The sequence below is a fragment of the Mycobacterium sp. 3519A genome (assembly GCF_900240945.1).
Classification (GTDB): Bacteria; Actinomycetota; Actinomycetes; order Mycobacteriales; family Mycobacteriaceae; genus Mycobacterium.
Genome location: NZ_OESG01000014.1, coordinates 1,499,385 through 1,518,566, shown reverse-complemented (window position 1 = coordinate 1,518,566; position 19,182 = coordinate 1,499,385). Strand labels below are relative to the sequence as shown.

Sequence of the window (19,182 nt, the reverse complement as noted above, 5' to 3'; positions counted from 1 at the left end):
GAGCACATTAGAGGCCGGCCAGCGCCAGCAGGTGTTCGGTCTCGGGGCCCTTGACCAGCGGGGCGGCGATCAGCGGATCGGTCGGCCCGATGCCGAACGACGGGCAGTCCTTGGCCAGCACGCATACCCCGCAGGCGGGCTTGCGGGCGTGGCACACCCGGCGGCCGTGGAAGATCACCCGGTGGCTGAGCAGGGTCCACTCGCGCCGCTCGATCAGCTCGCCGACGGCGTGTTCGACCTTGACCGGGTCCTCTTCGGCGGTCCAGCGCCAGCGCCGCACCAGCCGGCCGAAGTGGGTGTCGACCGTGATGCCGGGGATGTCGAAGGCGTTGCCGAGGATGACGTTGGCGGTTTTGCGGCCGACGCCCGGCAGCGTCACGAGTTCGTCCATGGTGTTCGGCACGTTGCCGTCGAACCGCTCGACCAGTTCCTGGCCCAGCCGGATCAGCGAGTTGGCCTTGTTGCGATAGAAGCCGGTGGGCCGGATGAGCTCTTCGAGTTCGGCGCGGTCGGCCTGCGCATAGTCGAGGGCCGTGCGGTATCGCTTGAACAACGCCGGAGTGGTCAGGTTGACCCGCTTGTCGGTGCTCTGCGCCGACAGGATGGTCGCCACCGTCAGCTCCAGCGGATTGGTGAAGTCGAGTTCACAGTAAACATGCGGAAATGCTTGCGCGAGCGTGCGATTCATCCGACGCGCGCGACGGACCAGGCCGACGCGGGTTTCGTTGTCCCACTTCCGCGAAGAGGCCTGCTTAGTCGGCTTGGAAGTCTCACCCACCGTCACGGATGCCAGCGTACGCAGGGGGTACGACTGGTTCGGCGCGGACGCGTGCGGACCGGTGACAATTCGTAATCCCGCTGAGACCTTGGCCGTGTTTACTTCACCCTTGTGTCTTGGTTGCTCGCAGCGTTCATCCCAGCGTTGCTGATGCTGGCGACATTCGGGCTGCAGCGGCTGGAATCGAGCCTCGACACCGACACCGTCTCGGCCGCGGACGTCGCCGAGTTTCTTCATCAGGCCGAGCCGCGTGACGTCGACACGCTGGCACGAGAAGGCATGAGCCGGGCGCTCAACGGGATGCACCAGCGACTGGGCGAAAACGACTGGACACCGCCTGCGCCGGTGCGAGACCGTGAGTTGTCAAGTTTGCCAAATCGACTGGTGATGCATCATCGGGCCAATCCTGAATTTCAGCCGACCCGACATGCCAATCGTGTGTAGCGTGGGCTAGTCGCGCTGGAGGCTCAATGCCGACAACGTCGGCGTGGCCTACCTCTAGACTGATCACGCTAACCAGTAAGAGGGCGGCTGGCGCATGTCATGTCACCGAACAGCTTAAGAGGGGCCAACGTGGACGAGATCCTGGCGAGGGCCGGAATCTTCCAAGGGGTCGAACCCAGCGCCGTTTCCGCGCTGACCAAGCAACTGCAGCCGGTCGATTTCCCCCGCGGACACACCGTGTTCGCAGAGGGTGAGCCCGGCGATCGGTTGTTCATCATCATTTCGGGCAAAGTCAAGATCGGCCGCCGCTCGCCTGACGGTCGCGAGAATCTGCTCACCATCATGGGCCCGTCGGACATGTTCGGCGAGTTGTCGATCTTCGACCCGGGCCCCCGGACATCGAGCGCCACCACCATCACCGAGGTGCGCGCGGTGTCCATGGACCGCGACGCGCTGCGCGCGTGGATCGCCGACCGGCCTGAAATCGCCGAGCAGCTGCTGCGGGTGTTGGCCCGCCGACTCCGTCGCACCAACAACAACCTGGCCGACCTGATCTTCACCGACGTGCCGGGCCGGGTGGCCAAGCAGCTGCTGCAGCTGGCTCAGCGGTTCGGCACCCAGGAGGGCGGCGCGCTGCGCGTCACCCACGACCTGACGCAGGAAGAGATCGCCCAGTTGGTCGGCGCGTCACGCGAGACGGTCAACAAGGCGCTGGCCGATTTCGCCCACCGCGGCTGGATTCGCCTGGAGGGCAAGAGCGTGCTGATCTCGGACAGCGAGCGTCTGGCCCGCCGAGCGCGCTAGCGATTTGTGTGCACTTACGAGCGGTGAGCGCTCGTTAACGCACACAAATCATCCGCGTAGGTAGTCCAGCTGCGCTTGGACGCTCCATTCGGCTGCGTCCCATAGCTTTTCGTCGACGTCGGTGTAGACGTGCTCGACGATCTGCCGCGCGGTGGCGTCGTCGCCCAGCGCACGCAACGCGTCGCGCACCTGCTCCAACCGCTCCTCGCGGTGGGCCAGATACATCGCGCTGACGGCCGCCAGGTCGTCGAGGTCCGGACCGTGGCCGGGCAGCACCGTGCGCTGCCCAAGACCGTGCAGCCGGCGCAGCGACTCCAGGTACGCACCGAGGCTGCCGTCTTCGTTGTCGATCACGGTGGTGCCGCGACCCAGCACGGTGTCGGCAGTCAGCACCGCATCGTCGAGCAGAAACGACACCGAGTCGGCGGTATGGCCCGGGGTGGCCATCACCGTGATGCGCAGCCCCGCCGCGTCGATCACCTCACCGTCGACGAAGGGCCCGCCGAGGCCGCGCAGGAACCCGCTGCCCACCGAGCGGACCACCGCGCCGGTGCGGTCGACGATCTTGTCGATGCCGCCGGTGTGGTCGTCGTGTTTGTGGCTGATCAGCACCAGCGGAATCTTGCCGAGTTCGGCGATCCGCCCGATGTGCTCGTCGTCGTCCGGCCCCGGATCGACGATCACCATCTCGTCGCTACCGCGGCCGCGCAGCACCCACGTGTTCGTGCCGTCCAGCGTCATCAGGCCGGGGTTGTTGCACAGCAGCACCGACGCGGTCTCGGTGACTGGCCGCAGCAGCCCGTACGCAGGATGCTCGAGCGTCACTCAACCTCTGCCTGATCGTCGCTCACGCGACCTCTGCCTGATCGTCGCTCACGCGACCTCGACGATGATCTCGACCTCAACCGGCGTGTCCAGCGGCAACTCGGACACCCCGACCGCGGAGCGGGCATGCTTACCCGCCTCGCCGAACACCTCACCGAGCAGTTCCGAGGCCCCGTTGACGACGCCCGGCTGACCGTTGAACCCCGGCGCGGACGCGACGAACCCGACCACCTTGACCACCCGGGTGACGCTGTCGATGCCGACCAGCGAGTGCACCGCCGCCAAGGCGTTCAGCGCACATATCCGGGCCAGCGCCTTGGCGTCCTCGGGGCTGACCTCGCCGCCCACCTTGCCGGTCTGCGGCAGCTTGCCCGCCTGCATCGGCAGCTGACCTGCCGTGTAGACCAGGTTGCCGGTGCGGACCGCCGGCACGTAGGCACCGGCAGGGGGGACCACAGTCGGCAGCTCGATGCCCAATTCGGCAAGCCGCTGCGAGGCACTCATTTCGCGCGCTTCAGATATGCGACGTGCTGCTCACCGGTCGGCCCCGGCAGTACCGACACCAGTTCCCAGCCGTCCTCGCCCCACTGATCGAGGATCTGCTTCGTCGCGTGCGTCAACAGCGGGACGGTGGCGTATTCCCAACGGGTCGGTTCGCTCATGACGCTGAGCTTATCGGGCACCGAATTGCTCCCAGCTAGCATGCAGGGGTGGCTACCTCAGCGAATAGCGGTAGACCGGTCGGCTGGCCGTCTCGCCTGACCAAGGCGCGTCTGCATTTCGTCACCGGCAAGGGCGGTACCGGTAAGTCGACGATCGCGGCGTCTCTGGCGCTGGCCCTGGCGTCCGGCGGACGCAAGGTGCTGTTGGTGGAAGTCGAAGGGCGCCAAGGCATTGCGCAGCTGTTCGACGTTCCGCCGTTGCCCTACGCCGAGGTCAAGATCGCGACCGCCGACGGCGGCGGCACCGTGAACGCGTTGGCCATCGACACCGAAGCCGCGTTCCTCGAGTACCTCGACATGTTCTACAACCTGGGGTTGGCGGGCCGCGCCATGCGCAGGATCGGCGCCGTCGAGTTCGCGACGACGATCGCTCCCGGCCTGCGTGACGTGCTGCTCACCGGAAAGATCCGGGAGATCGTCACCCGCGCCGAGAAGGGCAAGCAACCCGTCTACGACGCCATCGTGGTGGACTCGCCGCCGACGGGCCGCATCGCCCGGTTCCTCGACGTCACCAAGGCGGTGTCAGACCTCGCGAAGGGCGGTCCGGTGCATTCGCAGGCCGAAAGCGTGGTCAAGGTGTTGCATTCCGACCTGACCACCATCCACCTCGTCACACTGCTCGAGGCGCTGCCCATCCAGGAGACGGTCGAAGCCATCGAGGAACTCCGCGAACTCGACCTGCCGATCGGCAGCGTGATCGTCAACCGCAACATCCCGGCCTATCTGAACGCCGACGACCTGGCCAAGGCCGCCGAGGGCGACATCGACGCCGACGCCGTCCGCAGCGGGTTGGAAAGCGTCGGAATCACCTTGTCCGACACCGACTTTGCCGGTTTGTTGACAGAGACCATCCAGCACGCGACCAGGATCACCGCGCGCGCCGAAAGCGCGGAACAACTCGACGCGCTCGACGTGGCACGGCTGGAGCTGCCGCAGATAGCCGACGGCGTCGACCTCGGCAGCCTCTACGAACTCGCCGATGCACTTGCCCACCAAGGGGTCCGATGATGAGCACCACACCACCCGCCCTCGACATGGGCTCGATCCTGCGGGACACCTCCAACCGCGTCGTGGTGTGCTGCGGCGCGGGCGGTGTCGGCAAGACCACCACCGCGGCGGCAATGGCGTTGCGGGCGGCCGAATACGGCCGCACCGTCGTCGTGCTGACCATCGACCCGGCCCGACGACTGGCCCAGGCGCTCGGCATCAAGGATCTCGGCAACACCCCGCAGCGGGTGCCGCTCGCGCCGGAGGTGCCCGGCGAGTTGCACGCCATGATGCTGGACATGCGTCGCACGTTCGACGAGATGGTGATGCAGTACTCGGGACCCGAACGCGCACAAGAGATTCTGGACAACCAGTTCTATCAGACGGTGGCCACGTCGCTGGCGGGCACGCAGGAATACATGGCGATGGAGAAGCTCGGCCAACTGCTCGCCCAGGATCGCTGGGACCTGGTGGTCGTCGACACCCCACCGTCGCGCAACGCGCTGGACTTCCTGGACGCCCCAAAGCGGTTGGGCGGCTTCATGGACAGCCGGCTGTGGAAGCTGCTTCTCGGCCCCGGCCGCGGCATCGGCAGGCTGGTGACCGGCGCCATGGGACTGGCGATGAAGGCGCTGTCGACCGTGCTCGGCTCGCAGATGCTCTCGGACGCGGCGGCGTTCGTGCAGTCGCTGGACGCGACGTTCGGCGGATTCCGGGAGAAGGCCGACCGCACCTACGAACTCCTCAAGCGGCGCGGCACGCAGTTCGTGGTGGTATCGGCCGCCGAACCCGACGCGTTGCGGGAGGCGTCGTTCTTCGTCGACCGATTGTCACAGGAGCACATGCCGCTGGCCGGCTTGATCCTCAACCGCACGCACCCGATGCTGTGCGATCTGCACGCCGAGAAAGCCGAGGAAGCCGCCGAGGACCTGGAGAAGAAGGATCCCAACGCGGTGGCGGTCGCGGTGCTGCGGATCCATGCCGACCGGGCGATGACGTCCAAGCGCGAGATCAGGCTGCTGTCGCGATTCACCGGCGCCAATCCGCACGTCGCGATCGTGGGGGTGCCGTCGCTGCCGTTCGACGTGTCGGATCTCGAGGCGCTGCGCGCCATCGCCGATCAGATCACCGGCGAAACCACCGCAGCTACTGAGACGGCCTAAACCGCGCTGCGGTGCTTGCGCTGGGCGGCAAAGAACTCAGCCCAGGAAACCACCTCGGGGTGCTGCTTGAGCAGTGCGCGGCGCTGGCGTTCGGTCATGCCGCCCCAGACGCCGAATTCGACGCGGTTGTCCAGCGCGTCGGCACCGCATTCCAGAATCACCGGGCAGTGCCGGCAGATGACCGCGGCCTTGCGCTGGGCCGCGCCTCGTACGAACAGCTCGTCGGGATCAGCTTGACGGCAACGCGCCTGGGACACCCAGGCGATCCTGGCCTCGGCCTCCGCGCCGTGGACGATGCTGTGTGCTGACATGTTCGGGGTTGTCCTCCGCGCCGCGGGCCTCGTACCTGACACCAGCGATCCCTTCGTTCCAAGCCGTCGAGCTAGCACAGCGACGGCGTGATCCTCCGGAGTAGAACGCTGATGCGATCTACGCCACATTGCGAGGGTCGGGTGTGACCTGCATCGCACTGTTAGCTCAACTTAGGTGGTCAGGGCGCTTCTTGGCAACAGTCTGGGAGGCACTTTTTTGGGACGACCGTGCCGTCAGACCGCAAAATTGACGCAACCGCAGGTCGGCGCGGACAGCGAACCCGGCAATCGACCGGCATGAACTGCCATTTTGTCGCTCGAGCGGCGTAGTTAGTCTGTACGTCATGCCGGAGCAGCGCCCGACCAGACCAGCTGCCGTGCCCCCCACGGTTACGGTCATCAAGCTCGCCTGGTGCTGCCTTCTTGCCAGCGTGGTCGTCGCGGGACTGCTGTTTCCTGTCGTCGGGGGCATCGGTTTGTTGTCGAACCGAGCGTCCGATGTGGTGGCCAACGGGTCGGCGCAGCTCGTCGAGGGTGAGGTGCCGCAGGTGTCGACGATGGTCGACGCCAAGGGCAACGTGATCGCGTGGCTGTATTCGCAGCGCCGGTTCGAGGTGCCCAGCGATCAGATCGCCAACACCATGAAGCTGGCCATCGTCTCGATCGAGGACAAGCGGTTCGCCGAGCACAACGGCGTGGACTGGCAAGGCACCCTGACGGGTCTGTCGGGCTATCTGACCGGAAATTTGGACACCCGCGGTGGCTCGACGCTGGAACAGCAGTATGTGAAGAACTATCAACTGCTGGTGGTCGCCCAGACCGACGCCGAGAAGCGGGCCGCCATCGAGACCACCCCCGCGCGCAAGCTGCGCGAGATCCGCATGGCGCTGACCCTGGACAAGACGTTCACCAAACCGGAGATCCTGACGCGCTACCTGAATCTGGTGTCGTTCGGCAACGGGTCGTTCGGCATCCAGGACGCCGCGCAGACGTACTTCGGGATCAACGCCTCCGAGTTGAACTGGCAGCAGGCGGCGCTGCTGGCCGGCATGGTGCAGTCGACCAGCACGCTCAACCCGTACACCAACCCCGACGGCGCGCTGGCACGTCGAAACCTGGTGCTGGACACCATGATCCAGAATCTGCCCGAGCACGCCGACGAACTGCGCGCCGCCAAGCAGCAGCCGCTCGGCATCCTGCCGCAGCCCAACGAGTTGCCCCGCGGTTGCATCGCCGCGGGTGATCGCGCGTTCTTCTGCGACTACGCGCTGGACTACCTGGCCCGCGCGGGCATCAGCAAGGAGCAGGTCGCCAAGGGCGGCTACATGATCAAGACGACGCTGGATCCCGACGTGCAGATACCGGTGAAGTCGGCGATCGACAGCATCGCGGCACCGGACCTCCAGGGCGTGGCCAGCGTGATGAGCGTCGTCAAGCCCGGCAAAGACTCGCATCAGGTGCTGGCAATGGCCAGCAACCGCACCTACGGGCTGAACACCGATGCCGGGGAAACCATGCAGCCGCAACCCTTCTCGCTGGTGGGTGACGGCGCCGGATCGGTGTTCAAGATCTTCACCACGGCCGCCGCACTGGACATGGGCATGGGCATCAACGCCCAGTTGGATGCGCCGGCCCGCTTCGAGGCCAAGGGCCTGGGCAGCGGTGGCGCCAAGGGTTGTCCGCCCGCCACCTGGTGCGTGCAGAACGCGGGTAACTACCGCGGCCAGATGAGCGTCACCGACGCGTTGGCCACCTCGCCGAACACCGCGTTCGCCAAGCTGATCTCTCAGGTGGGCGTGCAACGGACCGTCGACATGGCGGTCAAGCTGGGCATGCGGTCCTACGCGCTGCCCGGCACCGCCCGCGACTACGACCCGCAGAGCAACGAAAGCCTGGCCGACTTCGTCAAGCGGCAGAACCTCGGCTCATTCACGCTGGGCCCGATCGAGGTCAATGCGCTCGAATTGTCGAACGTCGCGGCGACTTTGGCGTCGGGCGGCACCTGGTGTCCCCCCAATCCGATCGACAAGGTCACCGACCGCAACGGCAAGGACATCGCCGTCACCACCGAAACCTGCGAGCAGGTGGTGCCCGAGGGGCTGGCCAACACGCTGGCCAACGCGATGAGCAAGGACGACACCAACGGCACGGCCGCGGGGTCGGCCAGTTCAGTGGGCTGGGACCTGCCCATGTCGGGCAAGACGGGAACGACCGAGGCGCACCGCTCGTCGGCCTTCCTCGGGTTCACCAACCACTACGCCGCGGCCAACTACATCTACGACGACTCCACGACGCCCGGTGACCTGTGCTCGTTCCCGCTGCGGCAGTGCAGTTCGGGAAACCTGTTCGGCGGCAACGAACCGGCCCGCACCTGGTTCACCGCGATGAAGCCGATCGAGAACAACTTCGGCCCGGTCGCGCTGCCGCCGACGGATCCGCGCTACGTCGACGGGGCGCCGGGATCCCGCGTGCCGAGCGTCTCGGGCATGACGCAGGACACCGCGCGGATGCGCCTGAAGGAGGCCGGTTTCCAGGTCGCCGACCAGGCCACGCCGGTCAACAGCACCGCGCCGTACGGTGCGGTGGTCGGGACCTCTCCGGCCGGGCAGACGGTGCCGGGTTCGATCATCACGATCCAGATCTCCAACGGCATCCCGCCTGCGCCGCCGCCACCGCCGCCGGGATAACGCTGTGCAGTTGACCACGCTGCGGCGGTGGAAGTCGGTGCCTGCCAGCAACTGGCAGTAGGCTCTCTGCATGCCCGCCCCTTCGACGGTATTCAAGAACACCGCCGCCGTGACCGCTGGCTCGGTCCTGGCCGGGATCGGTTACGCGTCGCTGATCGAGCGGAACGCGTTCGTGATGCGTGAAGTGACCATGCCGGTGTTGTCGCCGGGGTCCTCGCCGCTGAAGGTACTGCACATCAGCGATATCCACATGCTGCCCCGGCAGCGGCGCAAACAGGCCTGGCTGCGTGACCTGGCCCGCTGGGAGCCCGACCTGGTGGTCAACACCGGCGACAACCTGGCCCACCCCAAGGCGGTGCCCGCCGTGGTGCAGGCGCTGAGCGAACTGCTGGCCGCGCCAGGCGTGTTCGTGTTCGGCAGCAACGACTACTTCGGGCCGCGGCCGAAGAATCCGGCCAACTACCTGACCAACCGTGGCCACCGCGTGCACGGCGAGCCGTTGCCGTGGCAGGACCTGCGGGCGGCGTTCACCGAGCGCGGCTGGCTGGACATGACGCACACCAAGCGCGAACTCGAGGTGGCCGGCCTGCGGATCGCGGTGGCCGGCGTCGACGATCCGCACCTGTCCCGCGACCGCTACGACACCATCGCCGGACCCGCCAGCCCCGCGGCCAACCTGACGCTGGGACTGGCGCATTCGCCGGAGCCGCGGGTGCTGGACCGCTTCGCCGCCGACGGCTACCAGCTGGTGATGGCCGGCCACACCCACGGCGGCCAGCTCTGCCTGCCGTTCTACGGCGCGATCGTCACCAACTGCGACCTCGACCGGTCCCGCGCCAAGGGGGCGTCGCGCTGGGGCGCGCACACCCAGCTGCACGTCTCGGCGGGTCTCGGCACGTCGCCGTACTTCCCCGCCCGGTTCTGCTGTCGGCCGGAGGCCACGCTGCTGACGCTGGTGGCCGCCCCGATCGGCGGGCGTGACGCCGGGACGCACGTGGAGTCACACCCCAGCGTCTCGGTTCGGTGACCGAGAAGGCCGAGACAGCTGCACGCAGCCAGCCACGCGCGTGGGTGGACAACGCGGTCCGACTGATCGAGGCCGACGCTCGTCGTAGCGCCGACACCCATCTGCTGCGTTATCCGCTGCCCGCGGCGTGGTGCGACGGGTGCGACGTTCAGCTGTATCTCAAAGACGAGACGACGCACATCACCGGCAGCCTCAAGCATCGGTTGGCGCGGTCGTTGTTCCTCTACGCGCTGTGCAACGGATGGATCGGTGAGGGCACCACGGTCATCGAGGCGTCGTCGGGGTCGACGGCGGTGTCGGAGGCGTACTTCGCCGCGCTGCTCGGTCTGCCGTTCATCGCGGTGATGACGTCATCGACCAGTGCCACAAAGATCGCCTTGATCGAATCACAAGGCGGCCGTTGCCATTTCGTCGCCGAGGCGTCGCAGGTGTACGCGGAGGCGGAGCGACTGGCCGAGGAGACCGGCGGCCATTACCTCGATCAGTTCACCAACGCCGAGCGCGCGACCGACTGGCGCGGCAACAACAACATCGCCGAGTCGATCTTCGAGCAGATGCGCCAGGAGTCTCATCCGATCCCGGAGTGGATCGTGGTGGGCGCGGGCACCGGCGGTACCTGCGCGACCATCGGCCGCTACATCCGGTATCGGCGGTACGCGACAAAGTTATGCGTGGTGGACCCGGAGAACTCGGCATTTTTTCCGTCGTACGCGCAGGGCAGTCGCGACGTCGTGACCGGCAAGTCGTCGCGCATTGAAGGCATCGGACGTCCGCGTGTCGAACCGTCGTTCCTGCCCAGCGTGGTCGACCGCATGGTCGCGGTGCCCGACGCGGCGTCGATCGCGGCGGCACACCATGTCAGCAAGGTGCTGGGGCGACGAGTGGGACCGTCGACAGGAACGAATTTGTGGGGGGCGTTCGGGCTGTTGGCCGAGATGATCGCCGACGGGCGCAGCGGTTCGGTGGTGACCCTGCTGGCCGACAGCGGGGACCGCTACGCGGACACCTACTTCTGCGACGAGTGGCTGAACAGCCAGGGCATGGACCCGTCGCCGTCGGCCGAGGTGCTGGTGGAATTCGAGCGGTCGGGCCGCTGGCCCTGATCGTCGGAACCCCCGGTGAGCGGGCCATCGGAGGTCAGAAACAGCCACAACGCGGCCAAGGCGAAGAATCCCAGGTAGATCGAAGCTCCCAGCCCAGTCATTTCTGCCTCGATTCGTAGTTACTGCTGTCAGTGTGCATAACGTCACCGACAACTCACATCCATCCCGAGGCGTGTCGTGATCTACGCCTCTGCTGGCAGACGGCATGAAAAGCCGTTTGGCTTCACCGCCGGTCGGTGCGATACGCTGTCGTGGCTTCACGCGGGGTGTGGCGCAGCTTGGTAGCGCGCTTCGTTCGGGACGAAGAGGTCGTGGGTTCGAATCCCGCCACCCCGACTGAGCCGAGAGATGAGCGAGCTTGCTCGTTCATCCGAGGCGATGGAGGGGGTCGAAGACACGAAGTGTCAAGACCCCGACTGAGCCGAGAGATGAGCGAGCTTGCTCGTTCATCCGAAGCTGTACAGGGCCCTGACCGATCGACACGGTCCGGGCCTTGTTGCTGTCGCCAGCCCGCCAGTTCTTGGAAGGCTCGAAGAAGCGCTTGCCAGCATCGGCAGGTATGAACTCACCGCGATCGGGATTCCGCAGGGCCACGGCTGCGTCGTGGGCGTTGGCCGGCCTCGGCATCGCAGGCGTCGCAGGCGCTTCGGCACTGGCCTACGCGGACACAGTGCAGCCACCGCCCGCCGAACCGCCAACCGTGGTGGAGCAGGCGGCACCGAGTCAACAACCCGTCACCACGCCCCCACCTCCCCTCGCGCCGATTCTGACGGCCACAAACACAACGCCGCCGCCCGCTCCGCCGCCGCCACCACAGCCGGAGACCACGGTCGAGCAGGCACCGGTCAGCACCTATACACCCGCGCAGACGTACGTCCCCGAGACGACCGCCATACAAGCCCCCGCCACGCATTCGAGCCAGGCGCCCAAGGCGACGGCGCCGCGGACGACGCAGCGGCGCGCACTGACCCCCACAACCGTGATGGCTCCGAACTTCTCGCCCCGGATCTCACGGTCGCGCGGATCATGACCGTCGCGGAAGGACTCGCGACCGCCGAGTGGCAACGGTGGAGCACCGACATGCAGGTCGTCGTCACCGATTCTCCTAGCCTGCTTGCCGCGCGTCGCGAAGTCGATGCCGAACTCGACGCCATCGAAGCCGCCGCGTCGCGGTTTCGGCCCGACTCCGAAATCAATACGCTGGCAACCACTGCCGGGAAACCGACCGAAATATCTGAGCTCCTTGCGGACCTGCTCGACGCGTCGTTGTCTGCAGCCCGGTTGACCGATGGTGATGTCGATCCGACCGTCGGTGCGGCTTTGATCGAGCTCGGATACGACCGCGACTTCGACGCACTCGCCGACAACCGTCCGCTCGCAGACCCGATGACGACCGCGCCGACGTGGTCGATGGTCGCTTTGCATGACCGCATGGTGACCGTACCGCCAGGCGTTGTGCTCGACCTCGGCGCGACAGCGAAGGCGGTTGCCGCTGACCGATGCGCTCGGCGCGTGCTATCCGCAACAGGCTGCGGAGTTTTGATCAACCTCGGCGGTGACATCGCAACGGCGGGCACAGCACCCGAGGACGGTTGGCAGATCCTGGTTGAGGACGGCGACGGCGAGCCGGCGAGCGCGATAGCACTGCCTGCGGGCGCCGCGGTGGCGACGTCGAGCACGCTGCATCGTCGATGGCGCCATGGCGGCAAACCCGTTCATCACATCCTCGACCCACGGACCGGCCGGTCGTCAACACCGGTGTGGCGCACGGTGAGCGTCGCAGCACAATCCTGTTTCGCCGCCAACACCGTCAGCACAGCGGCGGTCGTTCGCGGGCTACGGGCGCCGGAATGGATTGCCGCCCTTGGCATGCCGGCGCGATTAGTGGACAGCGACATGTTGGTGCGCACGATGGGCGGTTGGCCAGACGAAGGACCGGCGGCCCGCTCATGACCGACGAAGCGCTCTGGGCCGTCGGCCGCGGTTGCGGGATCACCGCCCTTGCCTTCCTGACGATTTCAGTGGGTCTCGGCATCGCAACGCGATCGGGACGACCGCTGTTGGCCTTGCCTCGGTTCGCCGTCTCAGATGTACACCGTTTCACCGCACTTGCGGGAACGCTCCTCGTGGTACTGCACGTGACGCTGTTGTTCCTTGATCCCTACGCACAACTGAGGTTGGTCGACTTCGTCGTGCCGTTCCTCGGAGAGTATCGCCCTCTCTGGCAAGGGATCGGAACACTAGGTTTCGATCTGATGCTGGTCATCGTCGTCACCAGCCTGCTGCGCCAACGTATCGGAGTGCGTGGGTTCCGCGCGATCCACTGGGCGACCTACGCGTTGTGGCCGATCGCTTTCACGCACGCCCTCGGCAACGGAACCGATGCGTACCGCGTGTGGTTCGTCGCATTCGCCGGCGGCTGTGCCGCGATTGTCGGCGCTGCGCTGCTGTGGCGGGTGCGGTCCGGCTTCGCCGAGTACGCCGACGCGCGAGTGTCTGAGCGGGCAAGATGATCGTTTCTCCCACACCACCCCCGATGCCGCGGCTGTTGGCCGCTGACGGACCCAGCTTGGCCACACACCGTAGCCGGTTCGGTGCATTGCCCGAAATGACTGGCGCCGAATTGATTTCGGCGGTTGATGCGGCGGGACTGCGCGGGCGTGGCGGCGCGGGCTTTTCCGCGGGTCGCAAGATCGCCTCCGTGAACGGCAACAAGTCCGTCGTGGTGGCGAACGGCGCCGAGGGCGAACCACTGAGCCGCAAAGATGCGGTCGTTTTGACCCGTGCACCACACCTGATGCTCGACGGGCTCGAACTCGCGGCCGGGGCGGTCGGCGCCACGAAGGTCTACCTGTACGTGCCCACCCACGTCGTGGCCACCGCGGAGCGTGCGCTCTCGGAACGGCGCGCAGCGAAGATCAACCGGCACAACGTAACTGTGGTCGAGGCGCCCAACACGTTTGTCGCGGGAGAGGAATCAGCGCTCGTCAGGCGTATCGAAGGAGGTCCGGCATTACCGCGCGACCGCAAGGTGGTTACCGCCGTATCCGGCGTGCGGCGCAAGCCGACTCTGGTCAACAACGTCGAGACGTTGGCACAGATGGCCCTGATCTCACGCTTCGGACCGGACTGGTTTCGCTCAGTGGGCGCCGCGGACAATCCGGGCAGCATGTTGGTCACGTTGTCCGGGGCCATCGCGAACCCGGGCGTCTTCGAGGTGCCGACGGGTGCCGTGCTGGCGGATGTCATCGAGCAACACGGCGCCACTGACCCGACGACAGTGCGCGCCGTTCTGGTCGGCGGCTACCACGGCACATGGGTTACTGGGCATGCACTCGGGAACACCCCGGTGTCGGGTACCGGCATCGTCCACGCGCTCGGCGGGCGCGAGTGCGGTCTCGACCGCACGGCGATGATCGCCGAATATCTCGCCGGCCAGAGCGCTCGGCAATGCGGGCCGTGCCTCAACGGACTCCCAAGGCTGGCATATCTGCTCAACGAGCTCGCATCCGATCGGGCCCAGAACACTCACATCAGGGAGATCCGCCGATTGGTCGACCTGGTCGACGGCCGCGGGTCGTGTCGACACCCCGACGGAACCGCGCGCCTGATCCGCAGCGCGCTGACGACTTTCGCCGATGACATCGACCATCACCGTCATCGGCGCTGCGAGGTAGGAGTGGAGGCAACGAGGAGATGAAGGCGGCCAGCAGAACACCTTCGCGACTGCACATCGACTGGACGCGCTGCGACGGGCGCGGGCTGTGCGCGGAGCTGCTCCCGCAGGTGCTGCGCCGCGACCCGTGGGGCTACCCGCTCGTCCGCGACGGGACTCGCGAGCCGGCCATACCGGCAACGGCGGTGGGCGATGCGCGTGCTGCTGTGAGCCGGTGCCCGCGGCTGGCATTGTCGCTGATCAAATCCACACCGAAAACCCATGAGCAGCAATCCCGGCGACGATAACAAATATCATGTCGTGGGCAGGTTGGCGTGGCACCCTCGCAACGTGTCCACACCGCAGTCTCCTCCCGCGTTGCTGCTGGTGGAGGACGACCGCGCACTGAGCGCGATGCTCGTCGAACTCTTCGAAAAGCAGGATTACCGGGTCGATACTGCCTTCGACGGCCAGCAGGCGCTGCACCGCGCCCTTACGGGCACGTATGACGCATTGATCGTCGATCGTGGTCTGCCGGTGATGGACGGCTCCGAACTGATATCGCTGCTGCGAGCCCGCGGGGTGACAACACCGGCGCTGATCCTGACCGCCCGCGGTTCGGTGACCGATCGGGTCGACGGCCTCGACGCCGGGGCGCAGGACTATGTGGTCAAGCCATTCGAAATCGAAGAATTGCAGGCCCGGGTGCGGGCGTTGCTGCGGCGCACCGACAACGCGGCGAGCACCGTGTGCGCCGGCGGCCTGCGGTTGGACCGGGTCACTCGGCGGGTAACAGGTTCGACCCCAACGGGCTCGGAGGTGGAGTTGTCCGCGCGCGAGGCGTCGCTGCTGGCGATGTTCATGACGGCGCCCAAGCGGGTGTTCAGCCGTGCGCAATTGCTCGATTCAGTCTTCGATGATGCCGAAACGCCAGGCGCCGTCGACTCGTACGTGCATTATCTGCGGCGAAAGCTGGGCAAGCAGGTCGTCCGCACCGTCCATCGGACGGGTTACCGATTCGGTCTGGAATGAACCTCTTCGGGGGCACTCGCAATTCCGCTGAGCGGCCGCTGCCGGCAAGCGATTTGACCGTCGTGCGCCGCGCAGGACGGATTGCCGGCGTCCAAGCCTCGTTGGCGTTGGCGGCGGTGCTGGTCGTGGTCGGTGCGGTGGTTTTTGTTGTTGATGTTCGCGTGCAGAACAGGCAGATCGCCAGCCAATTGCAGGCTGTGGCATCGACTGCCGATGACGTCAACGACCCACCCCCGGGTATGGAGTTGGTCCTGCGAGACAACGGCGGCACTGTATCGACCAGCGACGGTGGCCAGCCAGGAATTCCATTGCTCAGCGGCCCAACGGGTTTCACGGACGTCGACGCGCACGGTACCGAGCTGCGTGCGCTTGTCATCGATCGCGCACAAGGCAGAGTGGTGGCACTTCTCGATATGGCGCCGTACCACGCCAGCCGTAAGCGCCTTCTGCTCTCCCTCGGATTCGCGGAATTGGCAGGCATTTTGGCGTCGATCGCCGTTGTCGTACTTTTCACGCGGCGATCGGTGCGGCCGCTCGCCACGGCGCTCGCACTGCAACGCCGTTTCGTCGCGGACGCGTCTCACGAATTGCGGGCACCGCTGACAGTGCTGCATACCCGCGCGCAGTTACTGGCGCGACACGCCCACGAGGGTGATGTCGAAGCGTTGCAGGGGGACGCCGATGCCTTGGTGGCCGACACCAGGGTGCTGGCGGACATCGTCGACGATCTGCTCGCATCGGCGACGATGACGGCCGGCGCGGCACCGTCTGATGTCGTAGACCTGTCGACTCTTGCGGCAGACGTCTGCGACAGCATGAGGCCTTACGCCACATCTCTCGACGTCACGATTGGCTACGAATGCACGACGTCCGGCGGCTCGACGCTGCGTGTGGTCGGATCAGGGGCCGCGCTCCGGCGCGCATTGACGTCACTGATCGACAACGCGCTTGCCCACGGGCACGCCGGGGGGCGGGTCGACGTGCGGGTGGGACGTCAAGGCCGACGGGCCACCATCACTGTCGCCGACGATGGAATCGGCATCGATCCGGAAACGATGTCCATCCTGTTTACGCGGTTCGCACACGGCGAGGGTCACACGGGGCTCGCCCGGCGGGCACCGTACGGTATCGGGTTGACGCTGGTGCGCGAGATCGCCCAAGCCCACGGCGGCGACATCACGGTCACTTCCGCCCCTGGCCAGGGGGCGACCTTCACCCTCCGGCTCCCCGTCATGGAGAACGAATGACGGGTTGCTACGCGTAGATCCCGAGGCTCGGCCGCGGCTTCGACGGCACCTTCGTCAGCACGATCACCGAACTCAACTCAACCAACCCGATCAACAGCAGCGGCCAGACCGCGCCTGCGGCGACACTGACCAACAACGGGTGCACGGCAGGCGACTGCCGGTGTGAAAGACGCTTGCCTGCCGCATACGCGGCGAAACCCGTGACAATCCAGCCAGCGAAGTAAATGGCGATCATGGTGCCGACCACGACGTCCCCCCTGCGACTCGACAACTCTGGGAGTCGACTTCCCCGCCAACAGTAGAACTAAACAGACCCGCACGACATGAGGCGCGCGAGCCCGTAGCAGGCTATCTCCTTAGTTTGGCTACCCCGGCCATGGGGAATTACATCGGGCGTGACTTTGCCGTCTACTTCTGTCGAACCCAAACTGCCCCACGCGGTCGGACCGCTGTCCTCTGCCATCATCGAGGCGCTGCGTGGCCGCCCAGCCCTCAATGACAGCCACATCGACGTCCCCCTCTACGAGGCGGACCCGTACGGCCTCGACCTGCAGGTGGCGCTGTACATCTGCTACGAGCTGCACTACCGCGGATTCGACAACGTCAATCCGCGCTGGGAATGGAATCCGTCGCTGCTGCGTGCCCGCGGCCGACTCGAGGACGCCTTCCTGGACGCGGTCCGTCAGGATGTCGGCGAGATCACGCGCGACGAGACCGCGGCCGATGCGATGGATGCCCTTTCGGTCGAGCCCGTCGACGGCACCGGGCCCTCGTACTACCTGCGTGATACCGGCACCTGGAATCAGATGCGTGAGTACTTCGTGCACCGCTCGCTGTACCACCTCAAGGAGGCCGACCCACACGCCTTCGCGATCCCGCGGCTGATCGGCCAGGCCAAGGCCTCGTTCGTCGCCGTCGAGTTCGACGAATACGGCGGCGGCAGAGGGCATTTGGTGCACCAGCAGCTGTACGGCGATCTGATGGAGGCCGCCGACCTCGACTCCACCTATCTGGCGTACTTCAACGACGTGCCCGCCGACGCGTTGGCATCGGTCAACCTGATGTCGTTGTTCGGTTTGCACCGCGAGTTCCGCGGCGCAGCCATCGGGCATTTCGCGTCGACGGAGATCACCTCATCGCCGGGTTCGCGCCGACTGGTCGAGGCGCTGGAGCGGATGGGCGCACCCGAACCGTGCATCCGGTTCTACCGCGAGCACGTGGTCGCCGATGCGGTCCACGAACAGGTGGTGCGGACGGACGTCGTCGGGGATCTCATTGCGCGCGAACCACATCTGGAGCGCGACGTGGTGTTCGGGATCAAGGCCCGCGACGTGGTGGAGGACCGACTCGCCGACCACGTGATGCGGTGCTGGCAAGCAGGCCGGTCATCGCTACGCCGGCCGCTGGGCTGACCGCTTCGGCCGTACCCGGCAGCGATGGCTGGTGTCGCACAACGGGTAGTCCTTACTGCGGCGGCAGGTGCAGATCGCGACCATGAACCGGTCGGATTCCACCACACTGCCGTCGGCCATTTCGATTCGTACCGGACCCTGCACCATCACCGGCCCGGACGGCACCACCCGGACGACCCGGGCTTCCTCGTCGCTCATGGCTTGTCCGCCCTGATCACCAGCAACTCTTCCTCTCGGCGGCCCGGTTGGAGCCTGCCCGTCTCCTCGAGCCACTCGGCCCGCGCATTCAGCACCGGCCCAAACGGAATCCATTGCCAGGCGATGATTTCAGCGTCGAGACCGGCGCCTGCCAGCTGCGCCAACGTTTCCCGCGGGCCTGCGAACTCGGATTGCACCACCAGCATGGTGCCACCGTGCGCGAGTAGCTGTGTCGCCGTGGTGCACAACGGATCGAGCACCATGCGTCCGTTGTACCCGGCGTCCCACGCCCGGGACGGCCCCACATGCGCAGGCAAGCGCATGCCGTCGGCGCCGGGATCGTGCGGCACGTAGGGCGGGTTGCACACCACAAGGTCGTAGGGGCCGAATTCGACTGCGCGCGCCCATGACCCGAGGTGCACCGCGACGTCGACGCCTGCAGTTGCGGCGTTGGTCCTCGCGCAGTGGACGGCTCGGGGGCAGATGTCGAATGCGCTGACTTCGGTCGCGCCCTGCTCGTATGCGGCGATCGCCGCCACCCCGCTGCCGGTGCAGAGGTCGGCGACGCGGTGACCGCGCGCCAACCCGGTCTTCTCCATGACATCGATGAGCAGCTGCGAGTCTTCTTGCGGCGTATACACGCCCTCGATGACGGCTGGCTGATCCAGGTCGGTGTATGCGGTGGTCAACATCGGCCTTTCGACAGGGTTAGCTTGCGCGACGTGCGCTGCTTGATTAATGCCCGGTATCGCCACGGTTAAACCCGTGGTCGGAGTTTTGCGCGCAG

At 66.4% G+C, this 19,182-nt stretch carries 22 protein-coding genes, 1 tRNA gene and 1 pseudogene; 16 read left to right on the top strand and 8 right to left on the bottom strand.

Annotated elements, in window-relative coordinates; translation table 11 throughout:
- Nucleotides 1–7: 7 nt before the first annotated feature.
- Nucleotides 8–688 (bottom strand): endonuclease III, encoded by a 681-nt coding sequence (nth, locus tag C1A30_RS28395; protein ID WP_200828553.1) that lies wholly within the window; start codon nt 686–688, stop codon nt 8–10.
- A 240-nt stretch (nt 689–928) separates the two neighbouring features.
- Between nth and C1A30_RS28390 the strand changes: the two genes are divergently transcribed.
- Together C1A30_RS28390 and crp are read left to right on the top strand one after the other, a co-directional pair.
- Nucleotides 929–1,222: a hypothetical protein gene (locus tag C1A30_RS28390; protein ID WP_235010238.1), complete on the top strand. Its 294-nt coding sequence runs from the start codon at nt 929–931 to the stop codon at nt 1,220–1,222.
- A gap of 129 nt (nt 1,223–1,351) precedes the next feature.
- Nucleotides 1,352–2,026, top strand: a complete 675-nt coding sequence (crp, locus tag C1A30_RS28385; protein ID WP_041312815.1) for a cAMP-activated global transcriptional regulator CRP — start codon at nt 1,352–1,354, stop codon at nt 2,024–2,026.
- Between the two features lie 48 nt (nt 2,027–2,074).
- On the opposite strand, the gene C1A30_RS28380 is transcribed toward crp, so the two are convergent.
- Genes C1A30_RS28380 through C1A30_RS28370 form a run of 3 tightly spaced genes read right to left on the bottom strand, consistent with a single transcriptional unit; the run spans nt 2,075 to nt 3,513 of the window.
- A complete protein-coding gene (locus C1A30_RS28380) occupies nt 2,075–2,851 on the bottom strand; it encodes an MBL fold metallo-hydrolase (protein WP_101951581.1) in 777 nt (258 codons plus the stop codon).
- A 48-nt stretch (nt 2,852–2,899) separates the two neighbouring features.
- On the bottom strand, nt 2,900–3,355 hold the full coding sequence (locus tag C1A30_RS28375) for a RidA family protein (RefSeq protein ID WP_101951580.1): 456 nt from the start codon (nt 3,353–3,355) through the stop codon (nt 2,900–2,902).
- Entirely contained in the window at nt 3,352–3,513 is a 162-nt protein-coding gene (locus tag C1A30_RS28370) for a DUF4177 domain-containing protein (RefSeq protein WP_013472940.1), read from the bottom strand. Before C1A30_RS28370 ends, C1A30_RS28375 begins: the two co-directional genes overlap by 4 nt.
- Before the next feature lie 48 nt (nt 3,514–3,561).
- Between C1A30_RS28370 and C1A30_RS28365 the strand changes: the two genes are divergently transcribed.
- Together C1A30_RS28365 and C1A30_RS28360 are read left to right on the top strand one after the other, a co-directional pair.
- A complete protein-coding gene (locus C1A30_RS28365; protein WP_101951579.1) occupies nt 3,562–4,581 on the top strand; it encodes an ArsA-related P-loop ATPase in 1,020 nt (339 codons plus the stop codon).
- Nucleotides 4,581–5,723: an ArsA family ATPase gene (locus C1A30_RS28360; RefSeq protein WP_101951578.1), complete on the top strand. Its 1,143-nt coding sequence runs from the start codon at nt 4,581–4,583 to the stop codon at nt 5,721–5,723. Before C1A30_RS28365 ends, C1A30_RS28360 begins: the two co-directional genes overlap by 1 nt.
- On the opposite strand, the gene C1A30_RS28355 is transcribed toward C1A30_RS28360, so the two are convergent.
- Nucleotides 5,720–6,076: a WhiB family transcriptional regulator gene (locus C1A30_RS28355; protein ID WP_067795898.1), complete on the bottom strand. Its 357-nt coding sequence runs from the start codon at nt 6,074–6,076 to the stop codon at nt 5,720–5,722. The genes C1A30_RS28360 and C1A30_RS28355 overlap by 4 nt on opposite strands.
- A gap of 302 nt (nt 6,077–6,378) precedes the next feature.
- Between C1A30_RS28355 and ponA2 the strand changes: the two are divergent.
- The 11 genes and pseudogenes from ponA2 to C1A30_RS28295 all read left to right on the top strand — a co-directional run.
- Nucleotides 6,379–8,712: pseudogene (gene ponA2 / locus C1A30_RS28350) on the top strand (transglycosylase/D,D-transpeptidase PonA2); the annotation flags it as partial.
- 79 nt (nt 8,713–8,791) lie between these two features.
- Entirely contained in the window at nt 8,792–9,748 is a 957-nt protein-coding gene (locus tag C1A30_RS28345; protein ID WP_101951577.1) for a metallophosphoesterase, read from the top strand.
- On the top strand, nt 9,745–10,851 hold the full coding sequence (locus C1A30_RS28340) for a PLP-dependent cysteine synthase family protein (protein ID WP_101951576.1): 1,107 nt from the start codon (nt 9,745–9,747) through the stop codon (nt 10,849–10,851). Before C1A30_RS28345 ends, C1A30_RS28340 begins: the two co-directional genes overlap by 4 nt.
- 262 nt (nt 10,852–11,113) lie before the next feature.
- Nucleotides 11,114–11,187, top strand: a tRNA-Pro gene (locus C1A30_RS28330).
- 223 nt (nt 11,188–11,410) lie between these two features.
- On the top strand, nt 11,411–11,881 hold the full coding sequence (locus tag C1A30_RS28325) for a hypothetical protein (RefSeq protein ID WP_101951574.1): 471 nt from the start codon (nt 11,411–11,413) through the stop codon (nt 11,879–11,881).
- Nucleotides 11,878–12,804: an FAD:protein FMN transferase gene (locus C1A30_RS28320; protein ID WP_101951573.1), complete on the top strand. Its 927-nt coding sequence runs from the start codon at nt 11,878–11,880 to the stop codon at nt 12,802–12,804. The genes C1A30_RS28325 and C1A30_RS28320 overlap by 4 nt, the downstream gene beginning before the upstream one ends.
- Nucleotides 12,801–13,364 carry a ferric reductase-like transmembrane domain-containing protein gene (locus tag C1A30_RS28315; RefSeq protein ID WP_101951572.1) on the top strand — a complete coding sequence of 188 codons (564 nt, stop codon included), beginning with the start codon at nt 12,801–12,803 and terminating at the stop codon, nt 13,362–13,364. The genes C1A30_RS28320 and C1A30_RS28315 overlap by 4 nt, the downstream gene beginning before the upstream one ends.
- A gap of 95 nt (nt 13,365–13,459) precedes the next feature.
- A complete protein-coding gene (locus C1A30_RS28310; protein ID WP_235010237.1) occupies nt 13,460–14,551 on the top strand; it encodes an NADH-ubiquinone oxidoreductase-F iron-sulfur binding region domain-containing protein in 1,092 nt (363 codons plus the stop codon).
- Nucleotides 14,548–14,814 (top strand): ferredoxin, encoded by a 267-nt coding sequence (locus C1A30_RS28305; RefSeq protein ID WP_101951570.1) that lies wholly within the window; start codon nt 14,548–14,550, stop codon nt 14,812–14,814. Before C1A30_RS28310 ends, C1A30_RS28305 begins: the two co-directional genes overlap by 4 nt.
- A 43-nt stretch (nt 14,815–14,857) precedes the next feature.
- A complete protein-coding gene (locus tag C1A30_RS28300; protein WP_101952937.1) occupies nt 14,858–15,538 on the top strand; it encodes a response regulator transcription factor in 681 nt (226 codons plus the stop codon).
- Nucleotides 15,535–16,785: a HAMP domain-containing sensor histidine kinase gene (locus C1A30_RS28295; protein WP_101951569.1), complete on the top strand. Its 1,251-nt coding sequence runs from the start codon at nt 15,535–15,537 to the stop codon at nt 16,783–16,785. Before C1A30_RS28300 ends, C1A30_RS28295 begins: the two co-directional genes overlap by 4 nt.
- 7 nt (nt 16,786–16,792) lie before the next feature.
- Here the strand turns inward: C1A30_RS28295 and C1A30_RS28290 are convergent, their stop codons facing one another.
- Nucleotides 16,793–17,032, bottom strand: a complete 240-nt coding sequence (locus C1A30_RS28290; protein WP_101951568.1) for a hypothetical protein — start codon at nt 17,030–17,032, stop codon at nt 16,793–16,795.
- Between the two features lie 148 nt (nt 17,033–17,180).
- On the opposite strand from C1A30_RS28290, the gene C1A30_RS28285 reads away from it, so the two are divergent.
- A complete protein-coding gene (locus C1A30_RS28285; RefSeq protein WP_101951567.1) occupies nt 17,181–18,197 on the top strand; it encodes an iron-containing redox enzyme family protein in 1,017 nt (338 codons plus the stop codon).
- Here C1A30_RS28285 and C1A30_RS28280 read toward each other — a convergent pair.
- Together C1A30_RS28280 and C1A30_RS28275 are read right to left on the bottom strand one after the other, a co-directional pair.
- The gene (locus C1A30_RS28280) at nt 18,177–18,395 is read right to left on the bottom strand and encodes a CDGSH iron-sulfur domain-containing protein (RefSeq protein ID WP_101951566.1); all 219 of its coding nucleotides are present in this window, start codon (nt 18,393–18,395) and stop codon (nt 18,177–18,179) included. The two genes, C1A30_RS28285 and C1A30_RS28280, sit on opposite strands and share 21 nt — an antisense overlap.
- Nucleotides 18,392–19,084 carry a HemK2/MTQ2 family protein methyltransferase gene (locus tag C1A30_RS28275; RefSeq protein ID WP_369974214.1) on the bottom strand — a complete coding sequence of 231 codons (693 nt, stop codon included), beginning with the start codon at nt 19,082–19,084 and terminating at the stop codon, nt 18,392–18,394. Before C1A30_RS28275 ends, C1A30_RS28280 begins: the two co-directional genes overlap by 4 nt.
- Between the last annotated feature and the right edge of the window lie 98 nt (nt 19,085–19,182).

Excerpts from the sequence above, each read along its gene's own strand:
- nth (WP_200828553.1), bottom strand. The coding sequence starts at position 688 with ATGAATCGCACGCTCGCGCAAGCATTTCCGCATGTTTACTGTGAACTC.
- C1A30_RS28315 (WP_101951572.1), top strand. The coding sequence starts at position 12,801 with ATGACCGACGAAGCGCTCTGGGCCGTCGGCCGCGGTTGCGGGATCACC.
- C1A30_RS28280 (WP_101951566.1), bottom strand. The coding sequence starts at position 18,395 with ATGAGCGACGAGGAAGCCCGGGTCGTCCGGGTGGTGCCGTCCGGGCCG.
- C1A30_RS28390 (WP_235010238.1), top strand. The coding sequence starts at position 929 with ATGCTGGCGACATTCGGGCTGCAGCGGCTGGAATCGAGCCTCGACACC.
- C1A30_RS28360 (WP_101951578.1), top strand. The coding sequence starts at position 4,581 with ATGAGCACCACACCACCCGCCCTCGACATGGGCTCGATCCTGCGGGAC.
- C1A30_RS28325 (WP_101951574.1), top strand. The coding sequence starts at position 11,411 with ATGAACTCACCGCGATCGGGATTCCGCAGGGCCACGGCTGCGTCGTGG.
- C1A30_RS28320 (WP_101951573.1), top strand. The coding sequence starts at position 11,878 with ATGACCGTCGCGGAAGGACTCGCGACCGCCGAGTGGCAACGGTGGAGC.
- C1A30_RS28370 (WP_013472940.1), bottom strand. The coding sequence starts at position 3,513 with ATGAGCGAACCGACCCGTTGGGAATACGCCACCGTCCCGCTGTTGACG.
- C1A30_RS28310 (WP_235010237.1), top strand. The coding sequence starts at position 13,460 with ATGACTGGCGCCGAATTGATTTCGGCGGTTGATGCGGCGGGACTGCGC.
- C1A30_RS28305 (WP_101951570.1), top strand. The coding sequence starts at position 14,548 with ATGAAGGCGGCCAGCAGAACACCTTCGCGACTGCACATCGACTGGACG.
- C1A30_RS28345 (WP_101951577.1), top strand. The coding sequence starts at position 8,792 with ATGCCCGCCCCTTCGACGGTATTCAAGAACACCGCCGCCGTGACCGCT.
- C1A30_RS28375 (WP_101951580.1), bottom strand. The coding sequence starts at position 3,355 with ATGAGTGCCTCGCAGCGGCTTGCCGAATTGGGCATCGAGCTGCCGACT.
- C1A30_RS28295 (WP_101951569.1), top strand. The coding sequence starts at position 15,535 with ATGAACCTCTTCGGGGGCACTCGCAATTCCGCTGAGCGGCCGCTGCCG.